This is a genomic window from Enterobacter sp. UNJFSC 003 (genome assembly GCF_036903355.1).
Lineage (GTDB): Bacteria > Pseudomonadota > Gammaproteobacteria > Enterobacterales > Enterobacteriaceae > Enterobacter.
On sequence record NZ_JBAKHK010000355.1, the window covers coordinates 1 to 236 of the forward strand.

The window sequence follows — 236 nt, forward strand, 5'->3', positions numbered from 1 at the left end:
GTTACCGCCAGACCAAAAATCGGCTCCGGCGCATCGATGGAGTGACCGCCAGCCAGCGCAATACCCGCCTGACGACATGCATAGCGTCCACCTTCGGTCACTTCGCGGGCAATTTCCGGGGAAAGTTTGTTAATCGGCCAGCCGAGGATCGCAATCGCCATAATCGGTTTGCCCCCCATCGCGAAGATATCGCTGATGGCGTTAGTCGCCGCAATGCGGCCAAAATCGAAAGGATT

Annotated in this window: 1 protein-coding gene; it reads right to left on the minus strand. The window is 57.2% G+C overall.

Annotation, left to right across the window (positions count from 1 at the left end; all coding sequences use genetic code 11):
- The coding region (selD, locus tag V5P19_RS24520) for a selenide, water dikinase SelD (RefSeq protein ID WP_334408112.1) at nt 1-236 on the minus strand (236 nt) is incomplete at both ends.